Here is a 9,158-nt window from a genome sequence, read left to right on the forward strand (position 1 = left end):
AGGCAGGACGACCGGAGAGGAGGCGGAGATATGGAAGACGGGCAGATCATCGAGCTGTATTGGGACCGGGACCAGCGGGCCATCCAGGAGACCGACGGGAAATATGGGAGGCTCCTGCACCGCATCGCCTGGAACCTCCTGCAAAGCCGGGAGGACTCGGAGGAATGCGTCAGCGACACCTACCTCCGGGCCTGGGAGGCCATCCCGCCGGCGCGGCCCGCGGCCTTCCGGACCTGGCTGGGGCACATCACCCGGAACCTGTCCCTGGACCGCTGGAAGCGCCTCCGGGCGGAGAAGCGGGGCGGCGGGACGGAGGTGCTGCTGGGGGAGCTGGAGGAGTGCGTCCCCGCTGGGGACGGCGGGCCGGAGCGGGCGCTGGAGGACCGGGAGCTGGCGGAGGCGCTGGACGTGTTCCTCCGGGGGCTTTCCCGGGAGGGGCGGAGCATGTTCCTCCGGCGCTACTGGTACGGCGAGAGCCTGGCGGAGATCGGCGCGGCCTTAGGCTGCGGGGAGGGGAAGGTCAAGTCCTCCCTCTTCCGGAGCCGGAAGGCCCTGCGGGCATATCTGGAGGAGGAGGGGATCGCGGTATGAAGGCGGAACGGCTGTTCCGGGTGCTGGGCCTGACGGACCCGGCGCTGGTGGAGGAGGCCCTGGAGACCCGGCGGCGGGCGGTCCTCTGGAAGCGCTGGGGGGCGCTGGCGGCGTGTGCGGCGCTGGTGGTCGGCGTGGGCTTCGGCTGGCTGGCCGCGGGGGGCTTCCGCGGCTATGGCGGCGGGATGTCCGGCAGCAGCGGGGCGGACTCCGGCGGCGCGCCCGTCTGTCCCGGCGAGGGCGGCGGGGGCGGCCCGGGCGTGGAGGAGGGGATCGCCTTCATGTCCTACGCCGGGCCGGTATTCCCCCTGGCCGCCGTGGAGGGCCCCGCCGGGCTGACGGCGGAGCGGAGCGTCACCTGGGATCTTGCCCCGGGGAGCGACGGCCACGGAGAGGCCCGGCAATGGGGGGCGGAGGTGACGGACGCCTATGTCCTCCGGAACCCCTCGGAGGAGGAGATCGCGGTGACGGCCCTGTATCCCTTCGCCGGGAGCTTCGACCGTCTGGCGGAGGTCTGCCCGGCGGTGACGGTGGACGGGGCGGCGGCGGAGGCCGCGCTTTACGCCGGGGCGTACTCCGGGGGCTTCCGGTCCACCTTCGGAGCGGACGCGCCGGACACCATGAACTTGGACACGCTGGACAGCTGGACGGAGTATGAGGCCCTGCTGGAGAGCGGGGAGTATCTGGAGCAGGCGCTGGGGGAGCGGCCGGTGCTGGATACGCCGGTGACGGTGTACGAGTTCTCGGACTTCACCGCGCCCCATGAGGAGCATCCGGCGGCGACCCAGGCGGTGTCCTTCACCCTGGACGAGCGTGCCACGAAGATCTTTAGCTACGGCTTCAACGGCTGTGAGTGGGACGAGGGCTCCCGGCGGTACAGCTGCTTCGTCCCCGACGGGGCGCTGCGCGAGTCGGACCTGAAGCTGCTGGTGGTGCTGGGGGAGGACATCGGGGGATACGTCCTCCAGGGCTATCAGGACGGGGGCTGCGGCCCGGGGGAGGAGATCGAGGGCGTGTCCTGCTCCGTCACCCGGAGCGAGACCACCCTGGACGCGGTGCTGGACCGGCTGTGCGCCTATCACCGGGAGCGTTATGCCCAGGACCGGGAGGGCGCTTCCGCCGTGGTCTCCCCGGAGATGTACCGGGGGGCCGCGGCGGAGCTGCTGAGCCAGTACGGGGCCCTCTCCGGTGCGCCCATGGACCGCTATGCCGACGGGCGGCTGGACGATATCCTGGCGGAGACCCTGAGTCAGGACCGGGTGCTGTACCTGGGCTTCCCGGTGACGGTGCCCGCCGGGGGGAGCGCGGAGGTGCGCTGTGAGCTCTGGAAGATGCCCAGCTTCGATTACGGGTGCTCCGGTTCGGAGAACGTGGGGCTCCAGGGCTACGATCTGGTGACCCGGCTGGGGTCCGGGCTGACGTTCACCCGGCAGAGCGCCGCTCTGGTGAACACGGAAGGGGTGGAGCTGGTGGAGCAGGACTTCGGGTTCGACCTGGAGGAGGGGATCATGTCCGTGGAGCTGGACCCGGAGCAGGAGCATTACTATATGGCGGTCCGGGTGAGAGAGGATCGAAGATGACAGGAAGGCCCTCCGGCAAGCCGGAGGGCCTTCTCTGCAAAGCTTATAAAAGGGTGAAGGTATAGGCCAGGTCCTTCCGTTCGCCGGGGGCCAGGGTGACGACATGGGGCTTGTCCTGGAAACGGCCGGATTCGTCGTCCAGGGCGGCACAGCCGTGCCAGGGCTCCATGCAGAGGAAGGGAGCGCCGGGCTTCGTCCAGAAGGCGATCATGGGGAACTGGCTGAAGTCCAGGGAGACGCCCCGGCCCGTGTCCTTGTGCCGCAGGGCCACGCTCTTGGAGCGCAGGCCCTGGAAGATGACGGTGTCCAGGCGGCGGAAGGTATCGTAGTCCAGGGCCGTCTCCCCGGCGCGGAGCATGGGCTCCCTGCCGCCGGCGCGGAGGAGGCCCTCCGGGGTCAGGAGGAGGGTGTCCGCGTCCTCGGGCTGGTCGAAGACGAGCGCATAGTCCTCGAAGCGCTCCCCGGGGAAGAGGGGGCAGTTGATGGCGGTGTGGGCGCCGATGCAGAAGGGCATGGGCGCTCCGCCGGGGTTTTCCACCGTGAAGGCGGTGGTGAAGCCGTCCTCCAGGAGCTGGTGCCGGATCCGGAGGACGAAGGGGAAGGGATAGCGGGCCAGGGTCTCGGGGCCCTCCCGAAGCTCCAGGACGGCGTAGTCCCCGCCCTGCTCCGCGACCGTGAACACACTGCGGCGGGCGAAGCCGTGGCGGGCCATCTCGAAGGTCCGCCCGTCGATGTCCACCCGGCCGTCCTTCAGGCTGCCCACGATGGGGAAGAGGGTGGGGTTTTGTCCGGACCAAAAGGCGGGGTCGCCCTGCCAGATATACTCCACGCCGGACGGATCTCGGAGGGAGACCAGCTCGCCGCCCTGGGTCTGGACGGCGGCGCGGAGGGCGGCGTTGGAAAGGGTGAGACGCATAGGGATGCCTCCTGTCATCCAGATCCGGCGAATCTGGTGGATGTGAGATATGAGACGGTATGTGCCGTGCCCCGGGGCGGGGCGTCCGCGGGCCTGCCGGCATCATGAGGCGGGCGGGCGGTATCCATGCGGGCCTGCGCCGCGGGCTTCACTCGTATTCGATGGTCGCCGGGGGCTTGGAGGTGATGTCGTAGAGGACCCGGTTGATGTGGGGCACCTCGTTCACCACCCGGACGCTCACCCGGTCCAGGACGTCGTAGGGGATGCGGGCCCAGTCCGCGGTCATGAAATCGCTGGTGGTGACGCCGCGCAGGGCCAGGGCGTAGTCATAGCTCCGCCCGTCGCCCATGACGCCGACGGAGCGCATGTTCGTCAGCACGGCGAAATACTGGTCCATGGTCCCGCTAAGGCCCGCTTGGGCGATCTCGCCCCGGAAGATGGAGTCCGCCTGGCGGAGCATGTCCAGCTTCTCGCGGGTCACCTCGCCGAGGATGCGGATCGCCAGGCCCGGCCCCGGGAAGGGCTGGCGGCTGACCAGGTGCTCCGGCAGGCCCAGCTCCCGGCCCAGGGCCCGGACCTCGTCCTTGAACAGCAGGCGCAGGGGCTCGACGATCTCCTTGAAGTCCACGCACGCGGGGAGGCCCCCCACGTTGTGGTGGCTCTTGATGACGGCGGCGTCCTCAGCGCCGGACTCGATCACGTCGGGATAGATGGTCCCCTGGGCCAGGTAGTCCACTTTGCCGATCTTCTTGGCCTCCGCCTCGAAGACGCGGATGAACTCCTCGCCGATGATCTTCCGCTTGGCCTCCGGCTCCGTCACGCCGGAAAGCCTGGCGAGGAACCGCTCCTCCGCGTCCACCCGGATGAACCGGATGTCCCATTTCGAGAAGGCGGCTTCCACTTCGTCGCCCTCGTCCAGGCGCATCAGGCCGTGGTCCACGAAGACGCAGGTCAGCTGGCGGCCCACGGCCTCGGCCAGGAGGGCGGCGGCGACGGAGCTGTCCACCCCGCCGCTGAGGGCCAGGAGGACCTCCCCGTCCCCGATCTCCTCCCGGAGACGCCGGATGGCGGAGCCCTTGTAGTCCCCCATGGTCCAGTCGCCCGTGGCGCCGCAGACCTCGTAGAGGAAGTTGCGGAGCATGTCCAGGCCCCGCTCCGTGTGGCCGACCTCCGGATGGAACTGGACGCCGTAAAAGCCGCGGGCCTCGTCGGCGATGGCCACGTTGGGGCAGGCGGCGCTGCGGGCGCAGAGCCGGAACCCCTCCGGCACGGCCTCCATATAATCGCCGTGGCTCATCCAGGTGACGCTTTGGGCGGGGAGGCCCCGGAAAAGCCGGCACTCCGTGTCGAAGGTGGTCTCGGTCTTGCCGTACTCCCGGGCGGAGCCGCCCTGGGCGGCGGTGACCCGCCCCCCCAAGTGATGGGCCAGGAGCTGACAGCCGTAGCAGATGCCCAGGATGGGCACGCCCCAGGTGAAGAGCGCCGGGTCCGCGTGGGGAGCGGCGGGGTCATAGACGCTCCCCGGTCCGCCGGTGAAGATGATGCCGATGGGGGCCAGGGCCTCCAGCTCGGCCAGGGGGGCGGTATAGGGCTTCACCTCGCAGTAGACGCCCAGCTCCCGGACCCGGCGGGCGATCAGCTGATCGTACTGCCCGCCGAAGTCCAGGACGATGACGGTCTGATGGGACATCCGAACACTTCCTTTCAGGCTTCCTCCCGGAAAACGATGTTCCCCGGCTCGGCGGACTCGATGACGGCCAGGGAGCGGAGGTCCACGCCGGCCTCCCGGAGGCGGTCGCCGCCGCCCTGGAACCCCTTCTCCACGGCGCAGCCGACGCCCACCAGCTCGGCCCCGGCCTTCTCCACGATGTCGCACAGGCCCCGCACGGCCTCGCCGTTGGCCATGAAGTCGTCCACCACCAGCACCTTGTCCCCGGTGTGGAGCCACTCCTTGCTGACCAGGAGGGTGACTTTCTTCTTGTAGGTATAAGAGAAGATCTCGCTCTGGTAGAGGCCGCCTTCGATGTTGTCGCTCTTGGCCTTCTTGGCGAAGATCATGGGCTTTCCGAAGTGCCGGGCCACGATGGCCGCCAGGGCGATGCCGCTGGCTTCGGCGGTGAGGATGACGGTGACCCGGTCCATGTCGAAATGGCGGCCGAACTCCTCGGCGATGTGCTCCAGCAGGACCGTGTCCACCCGGTGGTTCAGGAACCCGTCCACCTTGATGATGCTGCCGGGGAGGACCTTGCCCTCTTTGATGATGCGGTCTTTCAGTTCCTGCATGGTGATCTCCTCCTATATCATATCTTTACCCTTATTATGTCGGATCGGGACGGTTTTTGCAATTGCCGTTCCCGACAAAAACGGAGCGCCGGGCCTCCTGCGGTCCGTACAAGTTGGGGGGAGCAGGGAAGACGCCGCGCTCCGCCCGCCGGGAGGGCCCGGCAGGGGAGCGCGGCGCGGCGTCACTTTTTTTCCAGGAGGTCGGCGGCGGCGTCCAGCCAGCCGCCCTGGAAGGACTCGATGTCCCCGGCGTCCGCCAGGGCGGCCAGGGCCGGGTCGATGGGCATCTCCGCCAGCAGGGGGAGGCCGTGGCGCTTGGCGGCGTCGGCGGTCTTGCCCTCGCCGAAGAGGCGCAGCGCCTTCCCGCAGTCGGGGCAGAGGACATAGCTCATGTTCTCGATGAGGCCCAGGATGGGCACCTCCATCATCTCCGCCATCTTGACGGCCTTCTCCACCACCATGGACACCAGCTCCTGGGGAGAGGCCACCACCAGGATGCCGTCCAGGGGGATGGACTGGAAGACGGAGAGGGACACGTCCCCCGTGCCGGGGGGCATGTCGACGAAGAGGAAGTCGCAGTTCCAGAGGACGTCCGTCCAGAACTGCTGGACGACGCCCGAGATGACCGGGCCCCGCCAGATGACCGGGTCCGTCTCGTTGGGCAGGAGCAGGTTCGTGGACATCATCTGGATGCCGGAACGGGACTCCATGGGATAGATGCCGTCCTCGCCGCCCACGGCCTGGCCGTGGACGCCGAACGCCTTGGGGATGGAGGGGCCGGTGACGTCGGCGTCCAGGATGCCGACGGCATGGCCCCGGCGGCGCATGGTGACCGCCAGCTGGCTGGTGACCATGGACTTGCCGACGCCGCCCTTGCCGGAGACGACGCCGAAGACCTTGCCCACGCGGGCATGGGGGTTCAGCTGTTTCAAAAGAGACTGGGGCTCCTGGCGGTCCGCGCAGGACTCGCCGCAGGTGGAGCAGTCGTGGGTGCATTCGCTCATGAGTGAGGCCCTCCTCTGGTCCCGTATAAGATGATATGGCCTTATTCTATACCTTCTCCTCCGGCGCCGTCAAGACCTGGATGGAGACGCGGGGATCGTCCTTGAAATGATACGCCTCCCGGCTGTGGCAGGTGAAGAGGAGGATCTGGCGCCGCTGCGCCGCTTCGCGCAGATAGTCCAGGGCGGCGGCGCAGCGGCCGTCGTCGAAGCTGGCCAGGGCGTCGTCCAGGACGATGGGGACGGGGTCCTCCGCCGGGAGGACCAGGTCGCAGATGGCCAGGCGCACCGCCAGATAGAGCTGGTCGGCGGCCCCGGCGGAGAGATAGCCCACGTCCCGGGGCACGCCGGCCCCCGTGGGCTCCGCCGAGACCCGGAGGCTCTTGTCCAGCAGCACGCCGTCATAGGCGCCGCCGGTGAGCCGGCCGAAGATCTCCGCCGCCCGCCGGCCCAGGGCGGGGGAGAAGCGGCCCTGGAGCTGGGTGTTGGCGTGGGCCAGGGTGGACAGGGCCAGCTCGATGGCGGCGCGGTCCCCCTCCAGGGAGGCGATCTCGTCGGTGAGGCGCTCGGCATCGGCCCGGAGCGTCAGGGGGTCCCCGGTGGCGTGGAGCCGCCCGGCGATGCGGTCCAGATTGGAGCGGAGGGCGGTCAGGTCCGCCCGGACCTGGTCCAGCTCCTCCGTCACGGCCCTGCGGTCCCGGACGGGCTGCGCGGGAGCGGGCAGGTCCTCGGGGAGGGCGGGGGCCTGCTGGGCCTGGAGATCCGCCCGGATGCGGGCCTCCCGGGCGGTTTTGTCCGCGTCCGCCAGCTCCTTGCGGAGCAGGGCGCTGGCCCGGAGGGCGGCGTCGGCGCTGGGGATGTCATAGGCCGCGGGGGCGAAGCGGCGGACCTCCTCCAGGATGCCGTCCGCGTTCACGTCCACGGACTGCCAGAGGCCCTGGGAGGCGGCGGACTTGGCGGCGGCCTCCGCCTGGGCGGCGTCCCGGTCCGAGAGGAGGCCCGCATAGGTCTCCGCCAGGGCGGAGATCTCCGACGGGACGGCAGTGCCATAGCGGCCGGTGAGGGCGGCGGTCCTGGCCTTCCCCACCGCCCGCTTCCCGATCAGGAGGGCGGCGATGAGGGCGAGGACCAGCACCCCGGCGGCGGCCCCCAGGGCGGCATAGAGATCTTTCATGTAGATGTAGACGCCGTATCCCACGCCTCCGGCGGCGCAGAGGCCCAGCAGCGCCGTCAGCAGCGCGGCCCGGCGGGGCGGCTTGAAGTCCGGGAGGGGATCGGCGGCGGCCCGGTGGGCCTCCTCCGCCGTCCGGCCCGCGAAGGGGCTGGCGGAGAGCTTGTCCTCCGCCCGGTCGAGCGCGTCTTTGGCGGCTTGGTATTCCTCCTGGGCCTTCTCCGCGCTCTTGCGGACGGTGTTCAGGTTGACGATGGCCCCCCGGAGACGGCCCGTCACGTCGTTCTCGGGGATCTGCTCCTCCTCCAGACGGCGGCGGAGGGCGGCGGCTTTCTCCTCCGCCTGGGCGGCGGCGTCCTCCACCTGGCGGAGGGCCTGGTGCCGGCAGTGGACGTCCCAGCGGTCCAGGGCGGTCAGCTCGCCGTCCAGCGCGGCCTCTTTGGCCTCCAGCTCCGCCGAGCGGGCGATCAGGTTCTCCCGCTGGCGGACCAGCTCCGCCTGGGAGGCGAGGAGGGCCTCCGTCTCCTGGAGCTCCGCCTCCAGGGCCGGGAGCTGGCCGGTCTTGTTGTGGCGGCGGCGGTTCAGCTGTTTCTTCAGGAGCTCCACCGCTTCGCTATAAGAGGTGTCCTCCTCGCCGGAGGTGATGAGGGCGGCGATGCGACGCTCCAGGCCGGGGTCCTGGCTGACCGCCACGCCGCCCTGGCGGATGAAGGCGCTGCGGGCATAGACCTCCCGGCTGACGCCCAGGAGCTCTTCGCCGCAGTTGGCCGCGGTGAGGCCGGGGACCGGGTCGGCGGTGCCGGTGTAGAGGGCCTGGAGCTCCCCCATGGGGGCCGTCTGGCGGCGGGTGGTGCGGAAAAGGGTCAGGTTCTCGCCCCCGGCGACGCAGTCCAGGCGCCCGGACATGGGGACGCCGGACCAGGGAGCGTAGCGGTTCTTGTCCGCCAGGACGCCGCCCCGGTCCCGTTCCTTGGTGTTGATGCCGTAGAACATGGAGAGGAGGAAGGCGCACCAGGTGGATTTGCCGGTCTCGTTGGGGGCCTGGAGGATGTTCAGGCCGTCCTGGAGCTCCAGGACCTGTTCTTGGAGCTTGCCGAAGGTGGCGGTCATGCGGCGTATGCGCAAAGGGATCAACTCCTTAATATAAAACGATGTAAAACGAAGTCCCGATCACATGATCTGGCGGGAAGAGGGGACCATAAGGACAGTATAGCACAGTCCTCCGGCTTTGCACAGGTGGTTTTTAAAAATGACCAGAGGTCATACCAGATCTTGGGGCTTTGCCCGTCATTTTGCAAAAAGCGAAAAAAATTGAAAAAAGGGATTGACAAACCGGGGGACATCTGGTAATCTAACAAAGCTGTCTGACACGGCGGCGGCGTGCGGCAAGAGGTCGCGGACGAGGGACGGAAGGAACTTGAAAGAAACCTCTTGACAAAGCTCGGCTGGTGTGGTAAGATAGCAAGGCTAACAGAATAGCATGGGACCTGGGAGCCGGGCTCGAAAAGATCTGAAAAAGATTTGAAAAAAGAGCTTGACAAAGAGGGGAGAGCGTGCTAGAATAGCAAACGTTCCGCCGAAGAGGCGTGTACCTTGTAAATTAAACAACGTAACGA

At 68.7% G+C, this 9,158-nt stretch carries 7 protein-coding genes; 2 read left to right on the plus strand and 5 right to left on the minus strand.

Going from position 1 to position 9,158, the window contains the following annotated elements; all coding sequences use genetic code 11:
* Positions 1 to 30: 30 nt before the first annotated feature.
* Together QZ332_RS04585 and QZ332_RS04590 are read left to right on the plus strand one after the other, a co-directional pair.
* Positions 31 to 591, plus strand: a complete 561-nt coding sequence (locus QZ332_RS04585; RefSeq protein WP_295762919.1) for an RNA polymerase sigma factor — start codon at positions 31 to 33, stop codon at positions 589 to 591.
* Positions 588 to 2,171, plus strand: a complete 1,584-nt coding sequence (locus QZ332_RS04590) for a hypothetical protein (protein WP_295762926.1) — start codon at positions 588 to 590, stop codon at positions 2,169 to 2,171. The genes QZ332_RS04585 and QZ332_RS04590 overlap by 4 nt, the downstream gene beginning before the upstream one ends.
* Before the next feature lie 43 nt (positions 2,172 to 2,214).
* Here the strand turns inward: QZ332_RS04590 and QZ332_RS04595 are convergent, their stop codons facing one another.
* From QZ332_RS04595 to QZ332_RS04615, 5 genes are all read right to left on the minus strand, one after another.
* Positions 2,215 to 3,087 (minus strand): aldose 1-epimerase family protein, encoded by an 873-nt coding sequence (locus tag QZ332_RS04595; protein WP_295762936.1) that lies wholly within the window; start codon positions 3,085 to 3,087, stop codon positions 2,215 to 2,217.
* A 148-nt stretch (positions 3,088 to 3,235) separates the two neighbouring features.
* A complete protein-coding gene (gene guaA / locus QZ332_RS04600; protein ID WP_295762939.1) occupies positions 3,236 to 4,777 on the minus strand; it encodes a glutamine-hydrolyzing GMP synthase in 1,542 nt (513 codons plus the stop codon).
* A gap of 14 nt (positions 4,778 to 4,791) precedes the next feature.
* Entirely contained in the window at positions 4,792 to 5,370 is a 579-nt protein-coding gene (locus tag QZ332_RS04605; protein ID WP_295762942.1) for a xanthine phosphoribosyltransferase, read from the minus strand.
* A gap of 182 nt (positions 5,371 to 5,552) precedes the next feature.
* Positions 5,553 to 6,374, minus strand: coding sequence for a P-loop NTPase (locus QZ332_RS04610; RefSeq protein WP_295762945.1), 822 nt, complete (start codon positions 6,372 to 6,374; stop codon positions 5,553 to 5,555).
* 46 nt (positions 6,375 to 6,420) lie between these two features.
* Positions 6,421 to 8,652: an ATP-binding protein gene (locus tag QZ332_RS04615; protein WP_295762948.1), complete on the minus strand. Its 2,232-nt coding sequence runs from the start codon at positions 8,650 to 8,652 to the stop codon at positions 6,421 to 6,423.
* Positions 8,653 to 9,158 lie beyond the last annotated feature (506 nt).

The organism is uncultured Oscillibacter sp. (genome assembly GCF_910584465.1).
GTDB lineage: Bacteria > Bacillota > Clostridia > Oscillospirales > Oscillospiraceae > Oscillibacter.

Coding starts and splice junctions, on each gene's coding strand:
- guaA (WP_295762939.1), bottom strand. CDS start 4,777: ATGTCCCATCAGACCGTCATCGTCCTGGACTTCGGCGGGCAGTACGAT.
- QZ332_RS04610 (WP_295762945.1), bottom strand. CDS start 6,374: ATGAGCGAATGCACCCACGACTGCTCCACCTGCGGCGAGTCCTGCGCG.
- QZ332_RS04605 (WP_295762942.1), bottom strand. CDS start 5,370: ATGCAGGAACTGAAAGACCGCATCATCAAAGAGGGCAAGGTCCTCCCC.
- QZ332_RS04590 (WP_295762926.1), top strand. CDS start 588: ATGAAGGCGGAACGGCTGTTCCGGGTGCTGGGCCTGACGGACCCGGCG.
- QZ332_RS04585 (WP_295762919.1), top strand. CDS start 31: ATGGAAGACGGGCAGATCATCGAGCTGTATTGGGACCGGGACCAGCGG.
- QZ332_RS04595 (WP_295762936.1), bottom strand. CDS start 3,087: ATGCGTCTCACCCTTTCCAACGCCGCCCTCCGCGCCGCCGTCCAGACC.
- QZ332_RS04615 (WP_295762948.1), bottom strand. CDS start 8,652: ATGACCGCCACCTTCGGCAAGCTCCAAGAACAGGTCCTGGAGCTCCAG.